Annotated in this window: 31 protein-coding genes; 20 read left to right on the top strand and 11 right to left on the bottom strand. The window is 71.5% G+C overall.

Features of this window, described 5'->3' with window-relative positions; genetic code table 11:
• Window positions 1–570: 570 nt before the first annotated feature.
• Window positions 571–1,143: a hypothetical protein gene (locus tag QK440_RS35410; RefSeq protein WP_282797367.1), complete on the bottom strand. Its 573-nt coding sequence runs from the start codon at window positions 1,141–1,143 to the stop codon at window positions 571–573.
• 189 nt (window positions 1,144–1,332) lie between these two features.
• Window positions 1,333–2,151 (bottom strand): hypothetical protein, encoded by an 819-nt coding sequence (locus QK440_RS35405; RefSeq protein ID WP_282797366.1) that lies wholly within the window; start codon window positions 2,149–2,151, stop codon window positions 1,333–1,335.
• Window positions 2,152–2,256: 105 nt separating this feature from the next.
• Here QK440_RS35405 and QK440_RS35400 point away from each other — a divergent pair, with 105 nt between their 5' ends.
• Both QK440_RS35400 and QK440_RS35395 read left to right on the top strand, forming a co-directional pair.
• Window positions 2,257–2,925, top strand: a complete 669-nt coding sequence (locus QK440_RS35400) for a hypothetical protein (RefSeq protein ID WP_282797365.1) — start codon at window positions 2,257–2,259, stop codon at window positions 2,923–2,925.
• Between the two features lie 34 nt (window positions 2,926–2,959).
• Window positions 2,960–3,172 carry a hypothetical protein gene (locus tag QK440_RS35395; protein ID WP_282797364.1) on the top strand — a complete coding sequence of 71 codons (213 nt, stop codon included), beginning with the start codon at window positions 2,960–2,962 and terminating at the stop codon, window positions 3,170–3,172.
• A 156-nt stretch (window positions 3,173–3,328) separates the two neighbouring features.
• Here the strand turns inward: QK440_RS35395 and QK440_RS35390 are convergent, their stop codons facing one another.
• Window positions 3,329–3,982 (bottom strand): HNH endonuclease family protein, encoded by a 654-nt coding sequence (locus QK440_RS35390; protein ID WP_282797363.1) that lies wholly within the window; start codon window positions 3,980–3,982, stop codon window positions 3,329–3,331.
• Window positions 3,983–4,130: 148 nt separating this feature from the next.
• On the opposite strand from QK440_RS35390, the gene QK440_RS35385 reads away from it, so the two are divergent.
• A complete protein-coding gene (locus QK440_RS35385; protein ID WP_282797362.1) occupies window positions 4,131–4,376 on the top strand; it encodes a hypothetical protein in 246 nt (81 codons plus the stop codon).
• Between the two features lie 6 nt (window positions 4,377–4,382).
• Here the strand turns inward: QK440_RS35385 and QK440_RS35380 are convergent, their stop codons facing one another.
• The gene (locus QK440_RS35380; RefSeq protein WP_282797361.1) at window positions 4,383–4,580 is read right to left on the bottom strand and encodes a hypothetical protein; all 198 of its coding nucleotides are present in this window, start codon (window positions 4,578–4,580) and stop codon (window positions 4,383–4,385) included.
• A gap of 86 nt (window positions 4,581–4,666) precedes the next feature.
• Between QK440_RS35380 and QK440_RS35375 the strand changes: the two genes are divergently transcribed.
• The gene (locus QK440_RS35375) at window positions 4,667–4,951 is read left to right on the top strand and encodes a DUF6233 domain-containing protein (RefSeq protein WP_282797360.1); all 285 of its coding nucleotides are present in this window, start codon (window positions 4,667–4,669) and stop codon (window positions 4,949–4,951) included.
• Window positions 4,952–5,294: 343 nt separating this feature from the next.
• Here the strand turns inward: QK440_RS35375 and QK440_RS35370 are convergent, their stop codons facing one another.
• Together QK440_RS35370 and QK440_RS35365 are read right to left on the bottom strand one after the other, a co-directional pair.
• Entirely contained in the window at window positions 5,295–5,816 is a 522-nt protein-coding gene (locus QK440_RS35370) for a hypothetical protein (RefSeq protein WP_282797359.1), read from the bottom strand.
• A gap of 22 nt (window positions 5,817–5,838) precedes the next feature.
• Window positions 5,839–6,357 carry a hypothetical protein gene (locus tag QK440_RS35365; protein ID WP_282797358.1) on the bottom strand — a complete coding sequence of 173 codons (519 nt, stop codon included), beginning with the start codon at window positions 6,355–6,357 and terminating at the stop codon, window positions 5,839–5,841.
• A 164-nt stretch (window positions 6,358–6,521) separates the two neighbouring features.
• Here QK440_RS35365 and QK440_RS35360 point away from each other — a divergent pair, with 164 nt between their 5' ends.
• Window positions 6,522–7,385 (top strand): DNA ligase, encoded by an 864-nt coding sequence (locus QK440_RS35360; RefSeq protein WP_282797357.1) that lies wholly within the window; start codon window positions 6,522–6,524, stop codon window positions 7,383–7,385.
• A 1,146-nt stretch (window positions 7,386–8,531) separates the two neighbouring features.
• Window positions 8,532–9,542, top strand: a complete 1,011-nt coding sequence (locus QK440_RS35355; RefSeq protein ID WP_282797356.1) for a hypothetical protein — start codon at window positions 8,532–8,534, stop codon at window positions 9,540–9,542.
• Here the strand turns inward: QK440_RS35355 and QK440_RS35350 are convergent.
• The 5 genes from QK440_RS35350 to QK440_RS35330 all read right to left on the bottom strand — a co-directional run bounded on the left by QK440_RS35350 (window position 9,523) and on the right by QK440_RS35330 (window position 12,922).
• Window positions 9,523–9,894, bottom strand: a complete 372-nt coding sequence (locus tag QK440_RS35350) for a fic family toxin-antitoxin system, toxin component (RefSeq protein WP_282797355.1) — start codon at window positions 9,892–9,894, stop codon at window positions 9,523–9,525. The two genes, QK440_RS35355 and QK440_RS35350, sit on opposite strands and share 20 nt — an antisense overlap.
• 12 nt (window positions 9,895–9,906) lie before the next feature.
• Window positions 9,907–10,134: a hypothetical protein gene (locus tag QK440_RS35345; protein ID WP_282797354.1), complete on the bottom strand. Its 228-nt coding sequence runs from the start codon at window positions 10,132–10,134 to the stop codon at window positions 9,907–9,909.
• 94 nt (window positions 10,135–10,228) lie between these two features.
• On the bottom strand, window positions 10,229–11,131 hold the full coding sequence (locus QK440_RS35340) for an FAD-dependent oxidoreductase (protein ID WP_282797353.1): 903 nt from the start codon (window positions 11,129–11,131) through the stop codon (window positions 10,229–10,231).
• A complete protein-coding gene (locus QK440_RS35335; RefSeq protein WP_282797352.1) occupies window positions 11,128–11,715 on the bottom strand; it encodes an isochorismatase family cysteine hydrolase in 588 nt (195 codons plus the stop codon). Before QK440_RS35335 ends, QK440_RS35340 begins: the two co-directional genes overlap by 4 nt.
• A gap of 28 nt (window positions 11,716–11,743) precedes the next feature.
• Window positions 11,744–12,922, bottom strand: coding sequence for an XRE family transcriptional regulator (locus tag QK440_RS35330; RefSeq protein WP_282797351.1), 1,179 nt, complete (start codon window positions 12,920–12,922; stop codon window positions 11,744–11,746).
• A gap of 396 nt (window positions 12,923–13,318) precedes the next feature.
• Here QK440_RS35330 and QK440_RS35325 point away from each other — a divergent pair, with 396 nt between their 5' ends.
• The 14 genes from QK440_RS35325 to QK440_RS35260 all read left to right on the top strand — a co-directional run.
• Window positions 13,319–13,588, top strand: coding sequence for a hypothetical protein (locus tag QK440_RS35325; protein WP_282797350.1), 270 nt, complete (start codon window positions 13,319–13,321; stop codon window positions 13,586–13,588).
• A 239-nt stretch (window positions 13,589–13,827) separates the two neighbouring features.
• A complete protein-coding gene (locus QK440_RS35320; RefSeq protein WP_282797349.1) occupies window positions 13,828–14,265 on the top strand; it encodes a hypothetical protein in 438 nt (145 codons plus the stop codon).
• A gap of 59 nt (window positions 14,266–14,324) precedes the next feature.
• A complete protein-coding gene (locus QK440_RS35315; RefSeq protein WP_282797368.1) occupies window positions 14,325–14,597 on the top strand; it encodes a WhiB family transcriptional regulator in 273 nt (90 codons plus the stop codon).
• Window positions 14,594–15,025 (top strand): hypothetical protein, encoded by a 432-nt coding sequence (locus QK440_RS35310; protein ID WP_282797348.1) that lies wholly within the window; start codon window positions 14,594–14,596, stop codon window positions 15,023–15,025. The genes QK440_RS35315 and QK440_RS35310 overlap by 4 nt, the downstream gene beginning before the upstream one ends.
• Complete coding sequence (locus tag QK440_RS35305; RefSeq protein ID WP_282797347.1) at window positions 15,025–15,303, top strand: hypothetical protein; 279 nt, start codon at window positions 15,025–15,027, stop codon at window positions 15,301–15,303. Before QK440_RS35310 ends, QK440_RS35305 begins: the two co-directional genes overlap by 1 nt.
• 150 nt (window positions 15,304–15,453) lie before the next feature.
• Window positions 15,454–16,227, top strand: coding sequence for a hypothetical protein (locus QK440_RS35300; protein WP_282797346.1), 774 nt, complete (start codon window positions 15,454–15,456; stop codon window positions 16,225–16,227).
• Between the two features lie 63 nt (window positions 16,228–16,290).
• The gene (locus QK440_RS35295) at window positions 16,291–16,659 is read left to right on the top strand and encodes a hypothetical protein (protein WP_282797345.1); all 369 of its coding nucleotides are present in this window, start codon (window positions 16,291–16,293) and stop codon (window positions 16,657–16,659) included.
• Between the two features lie 70 nt (window positions 16,660–16,729).
• Window positions 16,730–19,018 carry a DUF2637 domain-containing protein gene (locus QK440_RS35290; protein ID WP_282797344.1) on the top strand — a complete coding sequence of 763 codons (2,289 nt, stop codon included), beginning with the start codon at window positions 16,730–16,732 and terminating at the stop codon, window positions 19,016–19,018.
• Window positions 19,019–19,061: 43 nt separating this feature from the next.
• Complete coding sequence (locus QK440_RS35285; protein ID WP_282797343.1) at window positions 19,062–19,412, top strand: hypothetical protein; 351 nt, start codon at window positions 19,062–19,064, stop codon at window positions 19,410–19,412.
• A gap of 27 nt (window positions 19,413–19,439) precedes the next feature.
• Window positions 19,440–19,973 carry a hypothetical protein gene (locus QK440_RS35280; RefSeq protein ID WP_282797342.1) on the top strand — a complete coding sequence of 178 codons (534 nt, stop codon included), beginning with the start codon at window positions 19,440–19,442 and terminating at the stop codon, window positions 19,971–19,973.
• Window positions 19,974–20,019: 46 nt separating this feature from the next.
• Window positions 20,020–20,259: a hypothetical protein gene (locus QK440_RS35275; RefSeq protein ID WP_282797341.1), complete on the top strand. Its 240-nt coding sequence runs from the start codon at window positions 20,020–20,022 to the stop codon at window positions 20,257–20,259.
• Window positions 20,256–20,441, top strand: a complete 186-nt coding sequence (locus tag QK440_RS35270) for a hypothetical protein (protein ID WP_282797340.1) — start codon at window positions 20,256–20,258, stop codon at window positions 20,439–20,441. The genes QK440_RS35275 and QK440_RS35270 overlap by 4 nt, the downstream gene beginning before the upstream one ends.
• A 168-nt stretch (window positions 20,442–20,609) precedes the next feature.
• On the top strand, window positions 20,610–22,646 hold the full coding sequence (locus QK440_RS35265) for a hypothetical protein (protein ID WP_282797339.1): 2,037 nt from the start codon (window positions 20,610–20,612) through the stop codon (window positions 22,644–22,646).
• A gap of 50 nt (window positions 22,647–22,696) precedes the next feature.
• Window positions 22,697–25,732 (top strand): DNA translocase FtsK (locus QK440_RS35260; protein ID WP_282797338.1); only part of this gene is annotated, 3,036 nt, incomplete at its 3' end.

Raw genomic sequence — 25,732 nt, 5'->3', positions numbered from 1 at the left:
CCCCCCCCCCCCCCCCCCCCCCCCCCCCCCCCCCCCCCCCCCCCCCCCCCCCCCCCCCCCCCCCCCCCCCCCCCCCGGGCCCCCGGGCCCCCCCCCCCCCCCCCCCCCCCCCCCGGCGGGGGGGGGGCCGCAGGGGGTGGCAGAACCAAGCACCTCGAAAGGATCCCGCCGTGCCCGCCCAGACCGTCGGCGCCGCCCTCGCCGCCGTCCACCTCCATCTCGAGACGCCCTGCACGCAGGTGAGGCCCACGACTCCCTCGCCGAGCTCCTCGACGCCCTGATCGCCGTCGTCCGGGCCGAGAGCACCGCCTCCCTTCCCGCGCGAAGGAGGGGGAGTGGCCTAGCCCCCCGGCAGCTCCTGCCGGGGGGCTAGGCCACCCCGCCGGGCCGCGGCCTCGCGCCCAGGGGTGGCCGTAGGCGTACGGCAAAACCCCGGCTCCGGGCGTGCCGGGGATCGCGGTGGCTCTGCACACGAGAACGGGTTCTGGCTCAGGTTCTGTGGTGCGGCCACGCTGCGTGAGCGGATCAGCTAGCGGGTGGCCAATCCCGGTGGCGAGAACGAACCGCTGATCAGTCTCGCGCCTCGGCTCCCGACCCCTTGCTAAGGAACTGCTTCGCTGCCGCAATCGCTTCTCCGTTGAGTTCCTCGACGGAGACTCCCCAGCTCTCCTCCCAGCCGTCCAGGTTGTGCGCGCAGTGCACAAGGGGTTCTAGCTCTTCGGGGTAGCCGAGGTCATAGGCAATGTCTGCCCAGATGAGGTGTGTGCCGGCGGCGGGATCCAGGGAGCCGTCGGCGATCTGGCCGGCGATCCAGTAGGCCATCGCCCACTTTGCGGCCCGGGGGTCCGCGGGCGGGTGGAAGTGCAGTCCCAGTTCGTCCAGTACTTGGTCGAAGAGCTCTGGCGCTTCGGGCTCTTCGCTCCGGAGGAGTCCCGCGAGCATGGCCAGGGACGGGCTTTCGACCCCAGCTATCAGCGCGTCCAGACCTGCCTGGATGAGCCTGTCCGACCCGACATGCCTGCCAAATGCCCGCTCGCGCGCGATGTGTCTGAACTGATCGAGGGCGTCGTCGCTGGTCATCAAGGTCGTCTCCGTCAGTATCTGGAAGGGGAAGGCTTGCATATCCGCCGCCGCGGCTGCCATGGAGTTCCTCCTGTCTTCGGTGATCAGGACAGGAGGACGCGCTTCCGCAGGAGGGCGAAGCCTGCGCGGCCGAACATCTGTCGTTTGAGCATCTTGATCCGGTTGACGTGGCCTTCGACGACTCCGGAGTTCCAGGGCCTGACCGGGGCGCGGGCAGCGTGGGGCAGCCCCCGCGCGGCGGGGCTGCGGTCACGGATGGCCGGGCGCCGGCGGGGCGGACTCCAGGACGCGGTCGATGGTGCTGCGGGCGATGCCCGAGGCCCGGTGCAGCTCGGCCTTGGAGATGCCGGAGGCGACGGCCCAGTGGACGAGGGCGTCGCGGTGCCGGAGGACGGGGTCGTCGCTGTCCTCCCAGCGCTGCACGAGCAGCGGCAGGACAACCTCGGCCCAGGGCTGCGGGGCGTGGGGCAGGCGCGGCCCGCGTGCGAGCTCCCAGGTGCCGGTGAGCGGGGGCAAGGACCCGCCGCTTGCGGGCGGCAGCGCGGCGACGGCGGCCTGCTGCGCTGCGGCGCGCTCCCGCTTGAGGCGGACCTGGATGACGGCGCCGAGGTCATCGCCGGTCAGGTCTGCGGGGTCGTCGTCGGTGGCGAGTCGGCGGATCTTCTCCGTCCAGGCCTCGAGGTCCCATTCCCGCCGCACCTCGAAGCTGCCTTCGCTGTAGACGTCGACGTACCCGCGGGCGCGCAGGAGGCTGGCCAGGGCGTCCTGGCGGTCGGCGAGGGCCCAGGAGCGGATCAGGTGGGCGATGGTCTGCGCCCAGGGGGCGATCTCTGCGATCGCCGCGGCCTGCAGGCGCGGCTGGGCGTCGCGGTCGTCGATGAGCTCGGCGACGGCCAGGGCGGTGTCGCCGTCGTGCAGGTACACGGCGGTGCCCCTGTCGATGACCCACGCGCGGGTCCGGGAGTGTGCGGCCCGGGTGTGGAATTCGGCGTATCCGGTGCGCGCGATGTGCAGGCCGGGCGGGTGCTCTTCCCCGAAGTCGATGACGGGGAGGCCGGAGTTCGTCATGCGCGCCTCTTCTCCAGTCGCTACGTTTTGGCCCTTGGAAACGTAGCGATGTTGCGGTACGTTTTCAAGTGTCGGAATGTAGCGCGCCCGAGGGAAGGCACTTCGATGACCGCACCCCGCCAGCTCACCGCCCCCGCCGCCACGCCCCTGGCCGCCTGGAAGCAGGGCAGCCCCGAAGAGCGCGCTTCCCGTAGGGAGACCGTCAGCGGGAGCGAGATCGCCGCCATCATGGGCACCAGCCCCCGCGACACCCGCCAGGACGTGCTGGAGCGGAAGCTGACCGACGGCAGCCGCGAGAAGATCGTCAACAAGAACAGCAGCGCGCGGGCGGCCGACCTCCAGCCGCTCATGGAGCAGGAGTTCCTCGCGCGGCACCCGCAGTACACCGCCGCCCCCACCGGCTACTGGCACCACACCGAGCGGCCCTGGCAGCGGGTCTTCCCGCACCGCGTCCTCACCCGCGACGGCCGCCGCATCGCTGCGACGCTGACCTTCCGCACCACCCCCGCCGACCTGGACAGCAAGGGCTGGGGCCCGGACGGGAGCACCACCGTCCCGGCCGACGTGTATGACCACACCCAGTACACCCTCGACGGACTCGGCGTGGACCACGGGTACGTCGTCGCCCTCCAGCAGGGCGCCGACCCGGCCACCTGCCGCATCTACCGCATCGACCGCGACGACGCGCACATCGCCACGCTGCGCGCCGCCAGCGAAGACTTTCTGCGCGAACTCGACGCGACCCGCGTCACCCAGGACGACGACCGCCGCTGACGAGAGCCTCACCCATCTGAAGGGGGAAGTGACCATGGCCGAGCAGACGTACTGGCGGCCCGGCGAGGAGGGCGAGGACCTGCCCGCCACCGCCGCGCAGATCGCCGATGCGCTGGAGATGCAGAAGGAACGCGAGGACTTCTACCCGGAAGAGGCGCCCTGGGAGTACACCCGAGCGGACCTCGCCGGACAGACGCGCGCACAGGTCAGCCGGATCATGGATGGCCTGGCGGACGGGGTGTGCTGAGAGATCCCCGGACCGCGCCGCGACGAGTACTGGCCCCAAGCCTCCACATCCGTCCGGCCGTTGCCGAGGAGGCTGCCGCGGCACTCGCCTACGAGGCCGCCCAGGGCGAAGCCCCGACCGCCGGGCGGTCGGGGCTTACATGGGCGCGGGCAGCGGCTACCGGGCCAGCTCCACCTTGATCGGCCGGTTGGGACACTCGCTCAGGATGCCCGTGAGTGCGGCGGCCTCGGCCGGGTCGACGCTGAGCTGGTACCGCGTCTTGACCGTGACCCAGGTCGTCGCGTACTCGCAGTGGTAACCTGCGGCCGGCGGCATCCACTCGGCCGGGTCCTTGTCCGCCTTCGACCTGTTGCTGGCCGCGGTGACCGCGATCAGCGCGCGCTCGTCGGAGAGGTCGTTCGCGTACGCCTCGCGGTCCTTCGCTGACCAGCCGCTCGCCCCGGAGTCCCAGCTCTCAGCCAACGGAACGTAGTGATCAACATCCAGGGCGCGCGGGCCCTCGACGTACTGGTCGTCGTAGGGGCTGTACCAGCTCCCCCCGCTCAGGGTGCAGCGGCCGGCGCGAGCGGGGTCGCTGACGGCCTCGTCCAGGAGGACCTCGTTGCGGGTGGAGCAGCCGTCGCGGTCGGCATCCACCCAGTGCTTGAACTTCTCGCGGCTGTAGCCCTCGCGGGACTCGTCGGCGACGGCCAGCGCGGCGAGGGCCTCCCGGACGGGCAGGCGGACGGTGTCGCCGGGCGCGGCGTGGGCGGCGGCGGGGGCGAGCAGGGCGGCGAGTGCGGCCAGGGTGGCGGCGGCGCGGATACGCACGGGCTCCTCCGAAGGTCACGGCAGCGGGACGTGACCTTCGTACTGAGCAGAGCGCGGTGGCGCGCCGGGATGTGAGGACCGGCCACTCGTGTGAGCGGTAAGTCGGATGGTCGGAAGAACGCTGGTCAGCGGCTTAATATCGTCGGTCGTGACAGAGATCCCTGATGAGCTGATCAAGCTGGAACGTTCCGCCGAAGAAGCGCGCGCAGCCCTCGCCGGCCTCGCCGGCGAGGCCTACGACAAGCAGTGGCGCTCCTGGCGGAGGGCGGCCGAGGCGTTCCAGGCCGCGGTCACCGAGCACGCCGCGCGCCAGGACGTGGCGCTGTCGCGGTACGAGCTGGAGCAGGCGGTGAAGCGGGCCGTGCGGCACGCGGAGGAAGACCCCGCCGAGTAGGCACGGCTACGGCCAGGCCTTCAGCACACGCCAGTCCTCGCCGTCGCGCTCGGCCAGCTCGACACGCATGCCGTCGATGCCTCCGTACAGGCCGACATCGGCGGAGAACTTCCGCTCTGCCGTGTCCCGCACGTGCCACCAGCCGTGGGCGACGGGGGTGTCGTGGCTGGTCAGGGTGACTCGGTATCTGCCGGGGTCGGCCATGGGTACAGGGTAGATCAAGCCACACGTAGACTCGAACACATGTACGACCTGCCGCCCGACCTGCCCCGCCTCCGCACCCTGCGGACGTGGCACGCCATGTGGGTGGACCGGCTGGACAAGGCGACGCGGCCGCCGAGCGGCGCGAAGCCGAGCGAGCTCGTGGACGCGCGGCCCGGCCGCCGGAGCCGGACTGGCTGCTCGAGGGCGGCCGTGGGCGGCGGCCGATCTACGTGCACGCGGGCGGCTGCCGCCTAACGGGTAAGCACAGCCACGGCATCAACCTCGTCGAGGCGCGCCGCGCGCTCGCGGAAGGCGTCCCGGCGTGCCCGCACTGCCGGCCGGAGTCGAAGCTCGGCATGCTGGAGCAATAGCGAAGCCCGGCGGATGTGCCGCCGGGCTAGCCCCGCATAGGCGGGGATCACGTGCGCCTGGGATCTGTCGACGGTGCGTCCCATGGGCCACCCCCGCATAAGGCGGGGAGCACGCTGTGATCCGTGCTTCCCATGGGCCACCCCCGCATAAAGGCGGGGAGCACGTAGCCATCCGTGCATCCCATGGATCACCCCCGCATGAGGCGGGGAGCATTACAGTCAAGTACGCAGCCGCCCGTGCTTCCCATGGGCCACCCCCGCATGAGGCGGGGACCAAGCCAACAAGGCCGCTTCGGCCACGCCGAACTATGGGCCACCCCCACCAGGTGGGGACGACCAGACTCTACTCCGTGCCGTGCTCGATGGTGAGGACTTCGAGGATCGTCTCGGCGTACTCGCGGCGGATGACCAGCCACTGGCGGCGGTCGAGATCGTGGGGGTTGGCGGCCTCCAGCTCCGGCCGGATGGGGACGCGGGCGATGATGACCTCGTCCTCGCCGTCGTCGGCGATCAGCTGGTCCAGGTGGGCGTGGATCGCCTCGTGCGCTTCGCGGGTACCGAGTCCGCACCGGTCTTCGACCTCGTCGAGGAGGTCGTAGCGGGAGATGGAGCGGCCCGGGTAGTGGTCGCAGACGCGCGGCTGGGCGTCGCGGTAGCGGGCGGCGAGGCCGTAGACGCGGGTCTTGGAGATGCCCAGGATGCTCGCGGCCTCCTCGGCGCCGTGCTGCTGGGCCAGGTCGTGGGCGATGCGGGCGCGGCGGTCGGCGACGGCGGCCTTGGCCTCGTCGATGAGGCTGCCGGCGGCGTCGTAGCGTGCGCGCACGGGGAGCTGGTCGTGCTGGCTCCAGTCGATGCTCAGTGCCATGGTGCGGGCCTTTCGGGGGTGTTCAGCAGGGGGCGGTCATGTGGCGGCGGTCGATCCACCATGCGGCGTGGGTGCGCGGGGCGTGGGCGAGCGCGGCGTTCATGACGGTGAGGGCGTCGTTGTGGGTGGTGCAGCGGATGCCGTGGGGCCCGGCGTCGCGGCCGTCGGCGAGGCCGGGCACGTAGATCACTCCGAGGGCGGCGCCGATGTGGTAGGCGAGACCGCGGCCGTGGCGGGTGACGGTGAGGGCCTGCTCGATGCGGGCGGCGCGGAGGTCTTCGGCCCAGGCGATCTGGCGGGGGGTGCCGGTGAGGGCGGGCAGGTCCAGCGCGGCGAGGAGGCGGGCGCGGCGGCGCGGTGCGAGGCGTTCGGCGCGCTTGCGGGCCAGGCGGCGGCCGATGCGCAGGCGGTGGCGCAGGGAGGGTTCGTCGATGATCCAGCGCCCGGCGTGCTTGATGGCGCTGATGACGTTGCGGCGGCACCAGGTGCGGATGGTGTCGGCGGTGACGTTGGCGGTGGCGGCTGCTGCGGCGACGTCCATAGCCCCATTCAAGCCTAGGGTTGAATGGTGGGTCAACCCTAGGCTTGAAAAATGTCGAAGCTTCTCTCGTGAGCGGATGAACCTCCCGACTGCCCCGCCGCGGCAGGTGCCACGGCTACCGGGCCCGGCGAGCGCCGGCCCGCGCGGGCTCGCAGGCTGGTGGTGTGGAGCACCCCATCCGTGTCGCGCTCGCCCAGGCCGTCCGCGTCCTCCCGCGAGGGAAGGGCTGGTGGTACGAGCCGAAGTTCGACGGCCACCGCACGGTCATCGTCCGCGACGCGGAGACCGCGCGGCTCCAGGCCCGCTCCGGCCGGATCGTCACCACTGCGTGGATGGATCTCGCGCACGCCGCGATGGCCCTGGAGCCGGGCACGGTGATCGACGGCGAGGCGGTGATCTGGCGTGGAGACCGCCTGGACTTCGGCGCGGTGCAGTCCCGCGCGAGCGCCAGCCCGGCCCGGGCCCGGGAACTGGCCCGCACAACGCCGGCGTCGTACGCGGCGTGGGACCTGCTCGCCCACCCCGAGCTCGGCGACGTGCGCACGCGGCCGTACGTCGAGCGGCGCCAGCTACTCCTCGACGTCCTCGACCCGCTCGGGCCGCCCCTGCAGCCCGTACCCGCGACGGACGACGTCGAGGTAGCGCTGGCCTGGTACGAGGGGCTCCAGGAGCAGGGGATCGAGGGCATCGTCGCGAAGCGCGGCTCGTCGCCGTACCGGCCCGGGCGGATCTGGCAGAAGATCCGCCACGCGGAGACAGTGGACGCCGAGGTGGTCGGCTACACCGGCCCGGCGCGGCAGCCGCGGGCGCTGGTGGTGCGGCTGCCGGATGGGCGCCGAGCAGTGTCGCAGCGGCTGACGGCCGCGCTCGCGGCCCAGGCGGCGGCGCACCTGCAGGCCGCCGGGCCCGGGCAGCCGTCGCGCACCGAGGACGGCGCCCCGTACACGTCGGCGCCCGGCAGCCTCGTCGTGGAAGTGCTCGCCGGCACGACCCGGCACGCGGTCGTCACCGTAACGCGCGTCCGCTGACCCATCTACAGGTACACCTGTTCACCAGCCCGCAGCCGTCGGTGCTGCTGTCCAGCGCGACGGGGCGCGGCACAGCAGACGAATTCCCGCATATACCGGCGGCCCGGAGCCCCACGCGAATAGGCTCCCAACGAGCCCCTCTTTGGTCCCTCGTGGGCCCTTCAGGCATGCAACCCCGCGTGCCCGCAAGGCCCATGGCGACTCAAGGAGGACATGTGCGTTTACCCGTACGGCTCGCGCGGATGTGGAGGAGGTGCCGTAGCTCGACGAGCCGCGGCACCAGGACAGTACGCGCCGTCGCGCCCCGCAGTTGCGGAAGGCGACGGCGCCTTGAGGACCTGGCCGTGGCTGTATCAGCCGAGATCCTGTCGGCCTTGATCCTGTACTTCGTCGTCTTCCGCAACCGCTAATTCAGTGCGACAGTCCGCCTTGTGTCATGACTGGGACGGGGCGGGCTGTTCGTATCTCTTCGCGAGGCACTTCAACTGTGGTGCCCAACTAGGAGACACGAGGTTTGCACTGAGATGCAGACTAGCCGTGATTCGACTTCCCACGCAGAAGTTCCCAGGATTGTTTAGGGAATAGAACCGCGATGGAGAAGCGGGAACTTATCGCGGACAAGGCGTCCGAATGTCAACCGCGAACTCTCTGACCTGCAACGATGCCCCGGCTGTGCTGCACCTTGATCGTTCTCCGAGCCGGTGCGCCCACGCGCTGCGCGGGGCGCGAGCGCAGCCGACGCCGTCCCCGGACGGCCCCGACCCGACGATGACATCCCCGACCGGCGCGTCGGACGAGGCGGCCTCCACCGCATCCGCCACCAGCTCGGGCCCCACCACAGCTACCGGGCCGGCCCGCAGCGCATCGCTGCGGGACCTGCTCGCCCAGGGCGGAGGCCAGTGCTGGGGGAGGGCCGGATGGGTGGATCCGGGCGCGTCCACGGGCACTTCGCGCGTGTCGTCGCACCCCGCCGGGCTACTGTGTGCGGCGCAGCCGCCGGAGACCGGCTGACCGCCGCAGTTCGCCCGGACGAACTCAAATGGGCCCAAAGGTGCGATACCTGCGTCTCCCTCTCACCGCTCACCCGCCGTACCGCGGAACCCCAGCACCGCTGCTGATCCGGGCGCAGCTGACGAGGGAACCGCCATGCCCTTCTCCAACGACAAGACCCGCCTTGCGGCCTGCCGCGAGCTGCTGGACCTCCCGGACCGCGACCTGCGCTCCATCCGCCGCCCCAGCGGCCGCCTCGTGCTCGACCTCGCGCACCCCGGCCAGCAGGCCTTCCAGGCCCTGCTGTTCGCCTGCTTCTTCAGCCCTGTCCGTGAGCATCCCTTTGACCGCACCCTCGGCCGCTCCTTCGCCGACCTGGAACGCTACTTCACCTCCGTGAGCCCCCGCGACGACCGGCTCATCATCCGCACCAACACCGCGGCCCGCGTCGCCATGCACCTCATGCCCACCGTCCGGGAGTTCACCGACGGCACCATCGAACTCGCCGGCCTGCCCGGGGTACGCCTCGCCAGCATGAGCAAGCGCCGCCTCATCCTGCAGCACCTGCCTACCGGCGGCCGGCTCGAGCTCCTCGACAACTCCCGCAACCTGAACATCAACGACGTACACCTGCTGATGCGCGACGCCCCCCAGAAGACCGACGACCACCAGCCAGCCACGTGGTCCCACCGGCTGGTCTGGCGCGAGCACGGCCTCACCCCCAGCGAAGCCACTGCAGCCGCACACTGGGCCACCACCGCCCACACTCCGCTGCACAGCGCCCTGATGACCCGCGCGTACCTGTGGTGGCCCAACGAATACCGCCACCGCTGCAGCACCGCACCCGCCCGACGCGCCAACGCCCGCTACTGCCTGTCCTGGAGAAGCGGACACACCACCGACACCATCGCCGAGCTCCTCACCCACTCACCCGTCGCCATCTCCGGCGCCGTCTGCACGCTCCCCAGCGACTGCTGGCGGGACAGGGCCCTGCTACGACTCCACGGCGGGGCCATCGAACTCGACGGCCCGCTGCACGACGAAGCCACCCTCCAAGCCGTGCACCCACACCTCGAACACCGCGCGAGCGCAGCCGACGCGGTCCCCGGCCGGCCCGCGCCGCAGCCTTCGGTACCGGCCGTCACCGTCAGCGCGTCCACTCCCTGAGCGCGGACGCGATCTGCCGCACGTCGAGCTGCCCGGCAGTGACCTGCTCGACGAGTCCTGTGGCTTCCTTCGTCGTCACGGTGACCGGGAGCCCGGAGGCATGGAGGTAGGAGGCCGCGACGGAGGCGGCGAACAGCTCGTTGGAGTGCTCCAGAGCCGGCACACGCACAAGCTGCTGGAACAGCGCGGCCGCCCGGTGGTGTGCCTGGCCGTAGACCGGGGTGTCCATCACGCGGAAGCAGTGCCTGGCCCGGGCGGCCTCGAGCGAGCCCCAGTCCACGACCTCGGGGTCGCCGGGGATCTCCTGGTGGGCGATGTCCAGCAGCCAGGGAAGGTCAATCTGAAGGAACACGAGGCCGCGCGCTCAGGCAGCGTCGGCGCTGTGGTCCACCGGCCCGCCGAAGCGCTCCGCGAAGCCCTCGGCGTGCTGGCTGATGAAGGATCGCGCGCCCTCCATGAAACGGGCCCGGGTCAGGTCCGCGTCCAGGACCTGACCGGCATACGCCTCGGCGTCCACCCGCTTCTCCGCAGCCGCGCGCTGCAGCTGCTCGTACGCCTCGTCGCTGATCTTGATACGGATTTCCCGGGCCATACGCCCCACGGTAGCGGCCAGCCGCCGGACAGGGCAGAGGAACAGCCGTGCCCACCGACGGAGTGATTGCCGGGCAATCACCTGCGGCACATGATCAGCCGGGCACAACCTGTGCCTGGTAGTAGGGGGCCAGGCTGGCACGGCTCCCGTCGCCCATGGCGACGGCGATCCGCTGCATACGTGCGCCCTTCAGATCACCGGCCACCAACACCCGCGGGTGCTGCACCTCCGGCGGACAGTAGCCGTCCGGGCCCGTGACGAGTCCCTCCAGCGCAGCCGGTTTCGCTCCGATGTTCGTCAGCACCGTGTCGACCGTGAAGGTGTGACTGCCGCCGACAGGATGATGCGCGGTGATCCGGAACCCGGCCGGGGTTCGCGCAACCGTGACACGCTCGACCAGGTCGAGACGGACCCGCTCGTCGGCCGTGACCTCGTCGGTCTTGTAGCTGTCGCTCCTCGGATGCAGGACGCTGAAGTGCACCTTGGTCCCCGGATGCGCGCGCAGCCACGTGCCGAGCGGCCGGTCCGCGCCGAGCACGACGACGTGCCGCTCCCGCAGGTCCTCCGCTGCGGCGCGCCACAACGGCGGCAGCCAGCCAACCTCGCACGCGTCGATCCAGTCCACGTCACCCGGCGAGAGCGTCGTCACTCCAGTCGCGACCACCACAGCGGCCGCGGTGAGAACCCGGCCGTCCCCCAGTGCCACCTCGGCACGGTCGTCGTAGCCGGCGACCCGCACGGCTCGGCCGGTGAGCAGGGTGACGCGGCCCAGCTCCTGATGCCGGACGATGTCGGCCGTGAGCGCCTCGGCGAGCGCTGGCCCGGTCGACCAGCCGCCGGGAACGTTCTCAAGCGCGCCGATGGCGCGCACCTTAGCGCCGACTTCGTCGGTCTCGACTATCACGGTCTTCATGTGCAGGCTCGAGGCCATCACTGCGGCGGCCACCCCGGCCGGCCCCGCTCCGAGCACCAGCAGATCCGCATCGTGCCCGCTCACGCTCCACCCCCGGCCGTCGCGTGCTCTTCGAAGTCGGCTCCCGTGGCCAGATGACCGGTGACCTCGTCCACGGTGAGGATCTGGTCGGCACCGATGTTGCGCCGGGCCAACAAGAGCGCCGCATTGTGCATCTCGACGCCGCCGGTTGAGGCACAGGCGTCGGTGACGATCCAGGGCCGCAGCCCCTTGTGGTACGCGGCCACGGCGGTGTCGTACACGCAGCTGTCCGTGTCAATGCCGCACAGCACCAGGTCCGTCCACCCCCGTTCCGCAACCAACTCCTCCAGCTCGGGTGTCAGCGCGCTGGAGACAGATTTGTCGATGACCCCGGCTGCGGAGTCGACGTACGGCTGGAGCTCGTCGACCAACACCTGTTCCTCTGGGGTGCGCAGACGCGTCCAGTTAGAGATCCGCTCGTACGGCGAGCCGGGGACGTTGTGGAACCTGGCGAACACCACTGGCAGGCCCGCCGCCGTCCACCCTTCAACGAGCCGTGCCACTGCCGGCACCGCGTGCTGGCTGTGCCGGTTGACGAAGCCGCGCTGCACGTCGACGACGACGAGCGCTGTCGTACGAGGGTTCACCTGTCCTCCAATGACGGGCCAAGATCGCTCAGGCAATGGATGCACGCAGAGCCTCCTGCGCAGCGCGCAGCCGGTCCGGAAGCTGACTGGTCGCGAGGACCGCTTCCCGCATCAGCTGGTGCTGTGCCGTCTCCCGGGGCCGCGCCGCAGTCAACCGTGAGCACGCGCCGCGGAGCCATCGCCATCCGTACGCCTCATCGGGCATGACCGGGTCCCGGCCCGCCTCGATCTCGTCCAGGACGTAGGTGCTCAAGGCCCAGAGCGTCTGCACGTCCAGCTCGAGCGCGACGATCGCGTCCATGGGCAACGCCCGCTCGACCGCCAGTGGGTGATAGGCCACACCGGACCAGCCGGCCAAGCCCATCGACACCGCCTGGATGCCGAAGTCGACAGCGTCCGGGTGCGAGTAGCCCGCGGCGAACAGGCCCCTTTCGACGTCATCGCCCAGGCGCTGCGGCCCGTCTGGGTGGTGCCGGTCCACCACCACCGACGGCGTCGTCAGCACCTGCAGCGCCGTCTCCAGGCGATGCCCTTTCCACGGGGAGTCCTCGAGGAGGTAGGCCGACAACACGTACGTTGCGCCAGCTTCCACAGACGAGTCGGCCAACGCCAAGAGCCTCCGGAGCTCCGCGGTCGCCCACTCCAGATCCGCGAGATACGACCGGTATCGCCATGCCGCCAGCTCCCCAAGGCTGGCCACCGTGCGCGGCTGAACGAGGTGGAAGACCGCCACGCCGCAGGCGAACAAGTGCAGCCGCGACTCAGCAGCAGCATCAGGATGCCCAGCGGGCAGCGCCCGGTGCTCGAGACCGCCCGGCCCCAGTGGACACACTTCGGCCTCTGTGAAGAGCGGCCGCACCCCATCGCCGATGTAGACCGGCACGAACTTGTGGCTAACCACGCGCGCTGGCCCGAGAGGGAGACCGAGATCGAGAGGGGCCGACTCAGCGTCATCAGCACCGGGGCCGCCGTCACTTCCCAGCGCTGCTCGGAAGGTCGCTAGAACCTCGTCATCACAACGCCGCAACATCGCGTCGAGGATGTCCGCAGTCTCCGGCATCAACTCGATCGCACGCCCCCGCTTACGCCACTTCATCACCGTCGCCGGGTTCACACCCAACTGGCGCGCGTACTCGCGGATCGACAGCCGCATCGCCTTGCCTAAATGGGCTGCTTCCCACCCAGTCCACTGCACCACGACCGCCATTCGATCACCCCCTCAGCAGGTGCGAACAGCAGACTACGGCGTCAGGCGCACACCAGGCATACAGCAGGCACACACCAGGTCCTCTCCTGTAACGCCCGGGATCCGGAAGCTGAGTTGAGCACTCCGCACTCATCCCGATCTACCGAGGGGACGGCATGAATTCAGCACAGGACCGAAACTGTCAGCACGCCGCAACCGTCGCCGCGGCAGTGCACGGCGTACGGGCTGGGCTCTGCGTCCGCCGGCCGTTGGAACGGGGCACTGTCCCCGTCAAGGGTACATTCTTTGGCCCGGGGGCGGGGGGAGGCGCAGGCTGTGACAGCCCCCGGCGAAGTCCTCGACGCTGCGAGGTGTCGGATACCTTGGTACCCACTACGGGGACAAGGAGTGGCGAGGGTGTCGGACGCGGAGGCGGGCGCGGAGGCGGGCGCGGATCCGTTCATGGACACGGAAGACGTGGCCGCGAAGATCGGTGTAACCGCCGAGACCGTGCGGGTCTACCTCAAGCGCACCCGCAAGCGGATTGCGGGAGGCCTGCCTGTTCGGCCGCAGGATCTTCCGTTGCCGGACGAGCAGTTCCGCCGTTCGCCGGCCTGGCGCAAGTCCACTATCGACGCCTGGATCTCCAGTCGCCCCGGCCGCGGGCATCGCCCCGCCGTGCCGTAGGAACTTCCAATTCCCTCTTGACCCCGCCTGCCGCGCGGCCTAAGTTTGTACCCGTCGCGGGTACAAACTTAGTTCCCCTCACATGCAAGAACCCCGGCCAGGTGTGTCACCACCTGGCCGGGGCCCGCCTCGCACGGTGTGTCACCACCAAGCGAGGAGAGACCGCCCCACCTGCCGAAATCAGGAGGCCGATCCGTATGCAGGATCGCACAGGGACCTTGGAAAGCACACGGCGGAGGATGCCCTCCGGCCCCTCCTCGCCGGAGGATCTGGCGTTATCCATCTCGCGTCAGACGGACCGTCGGCTGGAGCTGGCCCGGATCGCTGAGCTGAAGTCGGCCTCGCCGGGGATGACGGACGCTGCGGCGTACCGGCGCCTGTACGAGGCCGCGATCGGCCCGCGGTTCAAGGGCACCGTCTACCGCGGTGCCGCTGGGACCTGGGAGGTCCTGGACGTCCTCTTCGGCGACGAGGCCCTCGCGAGGTGCTCGTACACCACCTGGCTGCTCGTCGAGCGGAACGTCATCACCGGCGAGCGGCGGGAACACCGCTTCGGCTGGATCGCGAACGACCGCGTCATCGTCCAGCCCGGCGCGGGCGACCCGCGGGCGTCCGCGGCCGAGGCCGCGAGTGCGCTCGTCGCCAACAGCGAGGCCGTGACGGTGGTGTCGGCATGAGCTTCGACGACACGACGTTCATCACGTACAGCCCGGGCGAGACCTCGTACCGGATCACTGTGGACTGGCGGCACAACGCCGTGTGCCGCGAGGAGGACCCCGAGCTGTTCTTCCCCATCGGCACCACCGGTCCGGCGCCTCTGCAGATCGAGGAGGCCAAGGCGGTCTGCCGCCGCTGCCCCGTCATGGAGCAGTGCCTGCAGTGGGCGCTGGAGCACGGCGAGGACGCCGGTGTCTGGGGCGGCCTCAGCGAGGCCGAACGCCGCGCGATGAAGCGCCGCTCGGCCCGCCGCCGCACCGCCCGCAAGCAGAACGCGGAGGCGCAGTCGTGAGGACGACGAAGACCGGCGCGCAGCGTGCCGCTCGTGCCTACGCTCCCGAGGTCCACCCCGCCGTCCGCCCGCTCCTGGACGCCATCGCCCACCTCGGCTCGTACGACCCGGCCGACCGGGCCGATCTGGCCCGGCTGGTCGCCTCGCTCGGAGGCCTGGGCGACGGCACGGTCAACGCCACCGCCGAGATCGCGATCCTCGTGGAGGGCTACAGCCGACACCCGCTGATGGGCCGCCACCCGGAGGCCGCCGAACTCGGCGCGCTGTACAGCGAGGTGCACGTCCAGGGCGAGGGCGAGGACATCGTCAACCAGCTCGTGCACCGCATCCAGGAGGGGCTGGCCGAGGCCGCTGCACAGCCGCCGCAGCGCCGGGCCAGCCGCCTGACCCGGCTCGCCCGGGTGCTGGGCCTGGGGCGGTGGCTGTGATGGCCACCGCCACGGTCCCCGCGCCTGCGAGGGACACGACCTCCAAGCCGGTCATGGGCGACGACGACACCTACGAGGGCCCGAGCCGCTCCACGGTCGTCACCGTCCTGGCCCTGCTGGTCGGCGTGCTCTCCCTCGTCGACTACTTCCTCCACGGCTTCGGTGCCGCGGCCGCACACCTCAGCTACTTCGGCGGTGTCGTCCTCGTCTTCCGGGTCTTCTTCAGCCTCGTCTTCCGCGGCGCGGACGCGGGCCCGGAGCCCGAGCCCCGTCCCTGACCGTCCTGCGGCGGAGCCCGCGCCGCACCCGGGCCCCGGGCTCCGCCCTCCCGCTCAGCGCCACCGCGCGGCCGCCGGTGTACCGGCCGCCGAACCCGTGCCGCACACGGCCGCGCCTCCGACCCCGTTCACGCCTGAAGGAGCGAGCACATGCTGGGTACAACGTTCAAGGTCACCGCCGACGAACTGCGCGACATCTTCAACGTGCGGCTGGCCCCCTACCTCCCCGCCCACCTGCAGAAGACGGAGCCCCATCCGTCCGGCTATGGCAACAGCTACACCTTCAAGCCCTTCACCGGGCGTGAAGCCTGCCCCGAGGAGCCGGCGCACGCCTGGAAGGACCCGAAGCTCACCTTCCGGCACGTCGACGTGGAGGCCGGGCGCCCGGAGGCCAGCGAGGAGGAATACGACCTGCGGGAAAAGGCCCGCTACTTCCTGGAGCAGGTCTACCGCGAGGCCCGCGTGCAGTGGCGCAACGCCGTCCACGTCGCGGAGCTGAAGGCCGTGGTCAAGGACACCGACGAGCGGTGGAAGGCCCACTGCCGGGCCCAGCAGGCCGCCGAGGCCGCCTTCGCCTACCTCCGCGACCCCAAGGCCGCGCAGGAGTGGCCCGCCGCCGTCTCCCGCCTCGTCGACGCCCAGAACGCCTACCTGGCTGCCGCCATCGCCTTCGACGAGCGCGCCCAGCAGATCGCCGAAGTCCACGCCCGGCACTTCCACGAGGAGATGCTCGGCTACGACGAAGCCCTGGTGGCCGCCGGATACCCGCAGGCCAAGGAGTGGCACATCACGTCCGACGACGCCTACGGCAAGGACTACCGCGGGCGGTACGACCGCACCACCACCGCGGGCCGCGCGCAGGCCGCCATCGAGGCGCAGGAAGAGCACGTCGCCAAGGTCAGCCGCCTGGCCCGCCCCGCCTGAACGCACGGCCACAGCCTCCCCCGGCACGAGCAACTCTCCGACCCGGAAACCCAGGTGACCCCCATGACCATCCCCGAGCCCTACCAGCCCGTCAGCGACGACGACGCCCGCCTCCACCTCGCCCAGATCGTCGGCTCCGACCTCGGCACCAGCGTATGGACCGGCGACTGGCGCCAGACCCTCCGCGACACGGCCGCCCGCCTGGCCGCCGGCCCCGCCGACCAGTCGGCGAAGCCCGCGGCCGCCCGCGCGCGCACGGCCTGGTCCCGAACCGGTGCCTGGCTGCGCCGCCGCATCCTCGCCCCGCTGATCCGCTGGCAGCACACCGCCGGGCAGGACCCGAGGACCGCCGCACTGTTCCTCTTCGGCATCGCCCTGCCGGCCACGCTCCTGGTCCTCAGCCTGACCGGTCTCGTCCTGACCACCATCTGACCGCCCCGCCGACCTGACCAGCCACCCGACCCCGTTCCGCACCAGCGCCTTCCGAAGGGATCCGCACGTCATGGCCTCCAAGAGCCGCAACGCCAAGGCCCGCAGCGGCACCGCCGCCACGGGGAAAGCGGCTGCCGCCAAGACCGCCCCCACCGGCGAGGAGCTGCTGGACAAGGCCCGCGCCGAGGCCGAGACCCTGCTCGCTGACGCCGAGCGCCTGGCGGAGACGACCCGCGCCGAAGCCCTCACCGAGGCAGAGTCCACCGTCGACGAGCTCCTCGCCGAGGCCCAGGCCACGGCCGACGCACTGCGGGCGCGCGCCGACGAGCAGGCCGCCACCGTCTTGGCCGACGCCCACCGCACGGCCCAGACGATCCAGGACCAGGGCGCCGCCGACGCCGAGCAACTGCGCGCCACCGCCGCCGCCGAGGCACAGAGCGCCGCCGCCGAGCGGCTGGCCCGGGCCGACCGGCAGGCCGCGTCCGCGCTCGAGGACGCCCGGGCCCAGGCCGAGCGGATCCGCACCGACGCCGACGACGCGGCGGCGCAGACCCGGGCGGCCGCGGAGCACAGCGCCGCCCAGCGCCTGGCCCAGGCCGAACGCGACGCGGACGCCGTCCGGGCCGCCGCCGAGGCCGAGGCCGTCTCGATCCGGGACGCCGCCACCCGCGAGGGCGAGCGGATCCTGAACCAGGCCCGCGCCCGCGCCAAGGACATCCTCGGCGACGCGCAGCGGGCCCTGGCCGCGGGCCGTACGGATGCCGAGCAGCTGCGTACGGACGCGGTCGCCGAGGCCGACCGGGCGCGCTCGCTGGCCGCCGACGACGTTGAGCGGGCCCAGAACGAGGCCCGCCGCTCCCGCGAGGACGCCGACCGGATCCGCACCGAGGCCCAGGCGGCCGCGGAGGCGATCCGGGAGCGCGCTCAGGCCGCGGCCGCCGCGCTGCGGGCCTCCGCGCAGGACGAAGCGGAACGCATCCGCGCCCTGGCACAGACGGAAGCGGAATCCGAGCGGCAGGCCGCCATCCGGGAGCGGCAGCAGGCCGGAGAGGCCGCCGCGCAGTGCCTCAAGGCGGCCACCGACAACGCCGAGCTCATCGGCGAGCAGATCCAGAAGGACCTCAAGGCAGCGGCGGCCGTACGGGCCACCGCCGACCGGAAGGAGGAGGAAGCCAGGCAGCTTGCTGCGGCGGCAGAGCAGAAGATGGCGGACGCCCTGGACCCCACGGTCATCAAGCTGAAGGCCAAGAAGCTCAAGCGGGACGACAAGGAGGCCCGCCGCCAGGAGCGCCTGGAGCGCCGCAAGAACGGTGAGGAGCAAGTCACCTGGATCCACCGGGTGCTGATCGCCGTCATCATCGCGGGCGCGGCCGGGATCGGCGCGATCGGCTTCACCGGCTCCTACACGGCCGTGCGCGAACTGGCCGTGGAGAAGGGCTTCGGGAGCTTCTCGAAGTGGCTGCCGGTCGGCGTGGACGCGGGCATCGTGGTCTTGATCGCCTTTGACCTCCTGCTCACCTGGAGGCGGATGCCGTTCCCGCTGCTGCGGCACGCCGCCTGGGGTCTGACGGGCTTCACAGTCTGGTTCAATGCCTCGGCGTCCTGGGGCGATCCGGTGGCGGTCGGCCTCCACACCGTGATGCCACTGCTGTTCGTCCTGGCCACCGAAGGCGGACGGCACGCCGTCGCCCACGTCGCCGCGCTCAGCAGCGGCAAGCACATCGAGTCCGCCGGCCTGGACCGCTGGCTGCTCGCCCTGCCCTCGACCGCCGCCCTGGTACGCCGCATGAGGATCTGGCAGATCCGCAGCCTCGACGAGGCCCTGAAGCAGGAACGCGAGCGCATCGTCTACCGCAACTCGCTCAAGCAGCAGTACGGCCGGTGGACGTGGCGCCGCAAGGCCACCCAGGAACAACTGCGCCCGCTGATCCTCGCCCGGCTCGGCATCCCGGTCTCCGAGACCCTCGCCGAGCAGAAGACCGACACCTCCGCCGAGGTTCCGTTTACGAACGAGGTTCCCGAACCGGCCGCTTCCGAGGTTCCGGAACCTGCTGGCGAAGCTCAGACTCCCGAACCCGCCGCGAACCCGGAACCCGGCTCCAGCGAACCCGAGGTTCCCGAACCTGCTGCGTCGAAGGCGCCGAAGCCTAAGCGGCGGAACCGCGAACCCGAGAACCTCACCGCCCGTGCCGCCACCAAGGAGAACCAGGTCCAGCAGGTGCTGAAACTCATCGACGAACTCGGCTACGACGCGGTGAAGCTCGGCCTGGTCATCGAGCGCACGGCCATGAGCAAGACCACCGCTTACCACCGCCTCCGTGACGCCCGCACCGCCTGGCGCAAGCGCAACGCCGCCTGACCCAGCCGAACCATCGGAACCCGCCCGAGGAGAACTCCGAACCATGAACTGCTCTGTCGGAACCTGCACCGGAACCCCCCAGGTTCGCAAACCACTGCCCCTGTGCGGAACCTGCGCGCTGCGCGTCATCGCCGCGTACGCCGCCGCGAACCTCGGTTCCGATGCGCAGAGTTCCGACCCCCGGCCTCGCCAGGCCAAGGCCCGGTTCGAGGCCGGAATCCTCTACCGACTCCTCGACACCGACGGCTGGAACCGCGTCGACCTGAACCGCGCCATGCAGGTCCTGAACCGCCCCAAGGCGACGGCCGCCCGCCGACTCGCGGAAGCCCGCCGGCAGTACGCGGGCGAGCTGAACCGGCGCGCCCGCCGCCAGGACACCGAAACCGGCAACTGACCCGACGACACCAAGGAGGTGGCAGCCGTGACGTACACCAAGCTGTGCGCCCACACCGGCACGCAGAGCAGGGACATCCTGTACGGCGCGCGCGGCGAGATCCGCGCAGAGATGCTCCGCCGGTACCCCGGCGACCGGCAGGCCCGCCGCGAGGCCCTGGACACCCGCCCGCTGCGCATGAAGATCTTCTTCGACCTCGACGCGTCCCTGCAGCACCCGACGCTCACCTTCGGCGCCAACACCGTCCGGGAATCCCTCGGCATCATCGAGGCCTGCCTGACGAAGATCCGGTCCACGCAGATGCTCCGCCATCCCGGCGACGAGGAAGCCCAGGTCAGGGCGATGCAGCGAACACTGCGCACGACGATCCACTACGACCTGGCCGACCTCGACCGTGAGGGCCCGCTGTACGTCGACGAGTGCCTCTTCTCCCCGCACCACGCCCTCCCGTCAGACCTGCGGCCCACCATCCACCGCTGCGGGACCGAGGCGCGGGTGGCGCTGCCCGCCCGGGGCCGCCCCCGCCGACGGGGACTGGCCCGTGTGCTCTTCGGCCCCTGACCAGCAAAGACACCCGCCCACCACGAGGAAACAGAGGAGCACCACCGTGGCCGTCACGACCACCGACACGGACAACGGCACCGTCACCACCTACACCGCCGACACCTCCCGCAGCGCCCTGGACGTCCTGAAGGCCGTCACCAACCGCATCGAGAGCGAGATCCGAGGCCAGTTCCCCGGCGACATCGACCAGCAGCAGTGGGCCAAGGACGAGCCGTTCAACCTCACCGTCACCGCGAACTGGACCCAGCTCGCCCAGCTCAGCAGTCAGGACAAGCCTCAATGAATCAGCCCGAACCGACCGCCCTGGAGTGGGAGTCCCACACGACGGCGCAGGCCGCCGAGGACCTCCGCGAAGCCCTCGCCCACATCGAGAGCCTCAACCCGGCCCGCGAGATCCGCTGCCACATCTGTCTCGACACCGCCCCCGGCCCGCAGGAACAGGAAGGAGTCCGTAACAGCCAGTGACGTTGTCGGTTGTTGTCGCTCACGCCGCACACGCCCAACTGCCCTCACTCGCCCGCAGAAACAGCCTCTGAGCTGGGCACAACAGGGCGACAACAACAACGACAACAACTACGAACCCCCGACCGGCTACTGACCGTGACTATCCCGGACCGGAGAGGAAACCTCCCCGTGAGCACCGCTTTCGACTTCAACTCGCAGCCTCCGGCGGCGGCTGCGCCTGGGGCTCCGGGCATCGGCACCGCCACCCTCGCTCCACCCCCGGCGCCCGTGGCGCCCGCGGCGCCTGCCCCCCGCGCTGCAGCCAAGCCCGCCGCCGAGGTCGACTCCGAGCCGCTCAGCGGCCTGGCCACCCTGGCCATCACTGCCGTCCCGCCCATCGCGATGATCGCGGTGAGCTACCTCGCCCACCTGTACGGCCAGTGGATGTGGATCGGGCTGGCGATCGCCGCGGTCGTCAGCACCGCCCTGGGCGTGGCAGCCCTGTGGCGCCGGGCACGTGACCGCCGTGCCGCCACCAAGGGCAGCGGTGCCGCCCGCACCGCGCGGGCCAACCCCTCCGCCCGGGCCGGCGGCCGTCTCCTGGGCAGCCGCGGCACCGGAGCCACCGGCGGCAAGAGCGGCCGCGGGCTGCTGGGCCGCGGGGGCACGGGAGCCGCCGGGCAGAAGACCGCCGCCCGCGCCGGTGGTGGGGCAAGCCCGAGTGCAGGTGCCCGCGCGGCCAAGCGCAACGCTCAGGCAGCGAAGTCCGCCACCGGGGGAGCGGGCAAGGGGGCCGCCGGTCGTCACGTCACCAGCGGCCGCGGTGCCGGGCCGGGCGGCAAGGCCGCCGGGCGCGGCGGGGGGCTGGGTTCGACCACGAAGCCGACCGCCGGGCGCAGCGGCGGTACCTCCAAGCCGAGCAGTTCGTCCAACCGATCGGGGGCTCCGGGCGGGTCGAGGCCCCGCAGCACCGGCGCGCCGGTGAAGCCCGGCCTCCTCAACCGGGGCCTGTCCAAGCTGAGTGGCCGCGGTGGCGGTTCCACCGGCTCGGCGGGCGGCGCCGCCTCCAAGGGCTCGACTGCGAACAAGCCGGCGGCGCTGAAGAAGAAGCCCGCGGCGCCCACGCCCACGGTGAAGAAGACCGGTCGCGCGGCCGCCGCGGCGGCCCGCGCGGCGAAGAGGGTCGGCCGCAAGCTCGGAGCCACGCCGAAGAAGAAGCTGACCACCCCGTCGACGAAGGCGTCGAAGAAGGCGTCCGCCGCGGCGAAGAAGAAGGGGGTGGCGAAGTCTCCGGCGAAGGCCCGGCGTCACGGTGTCCTGAAGAAGTGGAAGGCAGCCGTCACCGGTAAGCGGAAGGGCCCGGCTGCCAAGGCGGCGAAGAAGAAGTCGTACACCAAGGGTGCGAAGAAGATGCACCGGCGGTTGAAGCGCGCCGCGACCAGCCGCAAGGTCCGCGCGATGAAACGGGGCGGTAAGCGGCTGTGGTACGGCACCCGCCGGGCCGCACGGGCGACCAACGCCTTCTGCTCCCCACTGCTCGCCCGGGGCGTCATGGCCGTCGGCAAGCGCCTGGGCTGGGCCCACCGGCACATGCTGCGCATCGCCAACTCCGCCAGCGGCCCCAACTTCATGCCGCGCATCGCCCGTGGCATGGCCTGGGGCCTGGCGAAGGCCCTGCGCACCGGCCAGTGGGTCATGCGCCGCAAGAAGGTCTCCGCCTGGCTGCTGCGGCACTACGCCGCCACCGGCCTGGCCAGCCCCGCCGGTGTCATCGCCGCCGTGGCCCGCAAGGTCAGCCTGACCAAGGCCGTGAAGGTCAAGCCCGGGGCGCCTGTCCCGATCCACGTCCCCTCCCGCCCCACCACGACAGGAGCCACCACCGTGGGTGCCACCCCGATCGAAGCAGTCGCCGAAGCCTTCGACCTCGTCACCGGCCAGTACGAGCCCGGCTCTGTCGAAGAGGCCACTCAGCACCTCAACGACTTCGCCCCCATGTTCGAGAACATGGCCGAGTCCTTGATGCGCATGGCCGAGCGCCTGCAGGACCAGTACGGCGTGAAGCAGGGGGTCATCGACATGCTCCTGGAGTTCGGCTCCGCCTGCGCCGGCATGACCGACATGGTCCAGAGCGTCATCGACGCCTGGCGCATCGAGCAGGCCGAGGACATCGAGCGCCACGAGAACCCGCGCCCGAACGAGGCCGAGTTCTGGAACTACCAGCCCTGACGCCCCTGGCCCCCTGCCCCGCCCGACCACTTCGGAAGGACCCGGCCCCTATGGCTACCACCTCCCGCAGCAGCGTCCCGCCCCACAACGCCTACAAGCTCGGACAGGCCACCACCGTCCCGGTCAGCAGCCTGTGGGTCGGGGCCGCCGCCTGCTTCACCAACCAGTTCGACGCCATCACCCACAGCAGCACGCTCGAGCTGATGGGCCTGCCGCTGGGCACCCACGCCTCGCTCGCCCTGGGCGGGATCGCCCTGGCCGCCACCGGCGCGACCGCGCTCGGCGCCTGGGCCAAGGGCGAGACCGAACGCTCCCGCGGCCTGCCCGGCATGAACCGCTGGCAGGGCCTGTACCTGACCACGGCCGTCGGCATGGCGACCTCGTGGCTCACCTACGCCGCGACCACCACGCCCTTCAGCCTGAGCAGCGCCGCCAGCTACGTCGGCGCCACCGCCATCTACACCCTGCTGTACCCCTGGTACCGCTACTCCCGCCGCCAGGAGATCGCCGCCGAGCACGAGGACCGGTACGCGGCCCCGGCGGGCGAGCGCGCGATGACGGAGTGGGAGGGCGTCTTCCTGCGCCGCAACCTCAAGGGCGTGCGGGAGACCGGCGAGCGCATCGACCGCGCCTCCGGCTACAGCGTCCGCCTGGACCTGACCGCCTCCAACGGCTCGGTGACCCCCGCCCGCCTGGAGGGCGAGGTCCGCGCGATCGAGGTCGCCAAGGGCGACGTGCGCGCCGGATCGGTGCGCTTCGAGGAGATCCGCGGCGCGGCCGGGCAGGTGTGGATGCACGTCACCACCCGCGACGTGCTCGCCGAGTCGTTCCCGCTCGAGGACGAGCACAGCCCGATCAGCATCAACGACCCGTTCCCGATCGCCGTCTACGAGGACGGCGAGCTGGTCATGCTGCTGATGCGGCAGAACGCGGTCCTCATCGCCGGCATGCGCGGCTCGGGCAAGAGCGTCCTGCTCCACGTCATCCTGTCGTACCTGACCCGCTGCGCGGATGCCGTGATCTGGATGACGGACATGGGCGGCGGCGCGACGGCCAGGCCCTGGCTGCGGCCGTTCCTGGAGAAGCGTCCGGGCTGCAACCGGCCCGTCATCGACTGGGTGGCCACCGGCCCCGAGGAGGCGCTGCTGCAGCTGCAGGCCGGGATGGCCGTCATCGACGGCCGCACCGCCCGCGTCAACGGCAAGCACGTGCCCTCGGAGAAGGAACCGGCGATCATCCTCATCAGCGACGAGGTCGTCGACCTGTTCGAACAGGCCCCCGAGGCGGCGCAGTGGAAGCGCCGCATCAAGAAGAAGGGCCGCAAGGCGGCCTTCGACGAGATCGACGCCGTGCAGCGCGGCACCGGCCCCAACATGGGCGGCGGCGAGAACAAGAGCCAGTACGACTCCCGGATCGGGATGCGCATGGGCGAGCGCAACGAGACCCGCTACGTCTTCCCCGACGACTACCGCGCCATGGACCTGTCCAAGCTCGAGTTCGACGGCTCGCTGTACGCCAAGCTCAAGGGCTCCGGCGTGAAGCGCCCGATGCCGGCCAAGGGCAAGTACGTCAACGACAGCGACCCGGAGAACATCGCCCGCCTCGCCGAACAGCACACCTGGATCCGCCCCGCGCTGGACGACCGGGCGATCGCCGACATCCGCGCCGCGATCGGCGACCAGTACGACACCCGCTGGAGCTTCGAGCGGATCCGCCACCTGCTGGGAGAGGACGACGAGGACGGCGGCGCCTCCGTGCTGACCGGGACTGCGCCGCAGCCGCCGACGCCGCCGCGCGCACCGGCGCCCCAGGACCGGCACACCCCGCAGCCCACCCGGGTGCCGTACGGCGTCGGCAGGACGGCTGCGCGTCTGGGGCTGCCCCCCTCGAAGATCCTCAGCAGCATCGGCGTCACCGACGGGCGCTACCCCGCCCCGGCCGCCCCCAACGCGTCGGCGCGGCCCACACCCGGGCCCGGGACCACGCCGTCGGGCGGCACCGTCGTCCCCTTCGACCGCGCGCGGAAGACCGCCGCGCCGTCGGACCCGCCCCGGCCGACAGGCTCCGCCGCACCGGCCCGGCCCGCGGCCGCACGCCCGGCCCCCCAGCCGGTCGACCCCACCGAGGACAAGAGCATCGACCCGCGCCGCGCCTTCGTACGACGCGTCATCAAGGAGTCCGGTGACCCGGGCTGCTCCACCCAGGAGATCTTCGCCCGTCTCAGCAGCGAGTACGGCGGCGGTGGATACGACCGGGCCACCGTCCAGACGTGGCTCACCCACGACGTCCGCGACGCGCTCATGCACCGTCCCCGCAAGGGCCTGTACGTGTGGGGCCCGCAGGAGGCGACGCGCAGCGCGGACAACGAGCAGGCCCCCGTGGAATCGACCGGGCCCGCCGCCGAGGCACCACGTGAGGCACCCTCACGCGCGCAGCACTCGCGGCTGTCCGGCGGCATCACCTACCAGCTGCCCTCACTGGACCTGCTCGAGCGCGGCGCCCCCGCCAAGGAGCGCAGTGAGGCCAACGACGCGGTGGTGGCCGCGCTGGCCGGCGTCTTCGCCCAGTTCAGGGTCGACGCCACCGTGGCCGGCTTCACCCGCGGGCCGACGGTCACGCGCTACGAGGTCGAGCTGGGCCCCGCCGTGAAGGTCGAGAAGATCACCGCGCTCGCGAAGAACATCGCGTACGCGGTCGCGTCCCCGGACGTGCGGATCATCTCGCCGATCCCCGGCAAGTCCGCCGTCGGCATCGAGATCCCGAACACCGACCGCGAGATGGTCAAGGTCGGCGACGTGCTGCGGCTCGCCGACGCCGCAGAGAACGACCACCCGCTGCTGGTCGCGCTCGGCAAGGACGTGCAGGGCGGCTACGTGATGGCCAACCTCGCGACGATGCCGCACCTCCTCGTCGCCGGCGCCACCGGCTCCGGCAAGTCCTCGTGCATCAACTGCCTGATCACGTCGGTCGTGCAGCGGGCCACCCCCGACGAGGTCCGCATGGTGCTGATCGACCCCAAGCGCGTCGAGCTCACCGCGTACGAGGGCATCCCGCACCTGATCACGCCGATCATCACCAACCCCAAG

This window comes from Streptomyces sp. CC224B, from assembly GCF_030010595.1.
In the GTDB taxonomy this organism is placed as follows: Bacteria; Actinomycetota; Actinomycetes; order Streptomycetales; family Streptomycetaceae; genus Streptomyces; species Streptomyces longispororuber.
The sequence above is the reverse complement of the archived record's forward strand: the minus strand, read 5'-3'. Positions and strand labels throughout refer to the sequence as shown.